Origin of the sequence: Saccharomonospora iraqiensis subsp. paurometabolica YIM 90007 (assembly GCF_000231035.2) — a bacterium.
Taxonomy (GTDB): domain Bacteria; phylum Actinomycetota; class Actinomycetes; order Mycobacteriales; family Pseudonocardiaceae; genus Saccharomonospora; species Saccharomonospora paurometabolica.
The window spans coordinates 2638-3388 of record NZ_KI912223.1 but is presented as its reverse complement, the minus strand read 5'-3'; the positions used below and the strand labels follow the sequence as shown (position 1 = coordinate 3388).

The following is a 751-nucleotide window of genomic DNA, read 5'->3' as shown; positions in this document are numbered from 1 at the left end:
TCCGGTCGCGCAGGACGCCGGCCACGGTGTGCGCGAGCGCGCCGATGCGGGCGCTGTCCGGCCGCACCGTCGGCACCCCCGCCTCCTCCAGCGGCGCGGCCGCGATCGGGCCGACACAGCCCACCACCACCCGGCGGGTCAGTTCCTCCACCAGGGCCGCATGCCTGCCGGTGCGGTGCGCGCGCTCCAGCGTGCCCGCCGCCGCCGGGGCGCTGGTGAACGTCAGGGCGTCCACCGTGCCGTCGAGCACGCCGTCCAAAAGCCGGTCCAACGGCCCGGGGTCGGCCGGGCCGACCCCGCGGTACACCGGAATCTCCAGCACCTCGGCCCCGGACCGGCGCAGGGTGTCGACGAAGTCGCGCTGCGGTCGCCCGTGCAGCTGCACCGCGATGCGCACCCCGGCCACGCCCCGGTCGAGCAGGTGCCGCAGCAGGTCGGCGGTGCGGGCCGAGTCCGGGGCGTAGCTCTCGCACAGTCCCGCCGCCCGCACCGCACCGGTCACCTTCGGCCCCCGGGTGAGCACGGTGGTGGCCGCGAGCGTCTCCAGCAGCGCGCGGCCGAGGCCCCAGCTCTCCGCGGCCTCGATCCACCCGCGCAGGCCGATGCCCGTGGTGGCCACGACCACGTCGACCGGGGCGTCCAGCAGCGCGGTGGTGGCGCGCCGCAGTTCCGTGTCGTCGGCCAGCGGCACGATGCGGATCGCGGGACCGTGGCGCACCGTCGCGCCCCGGCGCACGAACAGCGCCCCGAG

Annotated in this window: 1 protein-coding gene; it reads right to left on the bottom strand. The window is 77.6% G+C overall.

From position 1 onward, the window contains the following. Window positions 1-751 (bottom strand): uroporphyrinogen-III synthase (locus SACPADRAFT_RS26450; protein ID WP_084258359.1); only part of this gene is annotated, 751 nt, incomplete at both ends.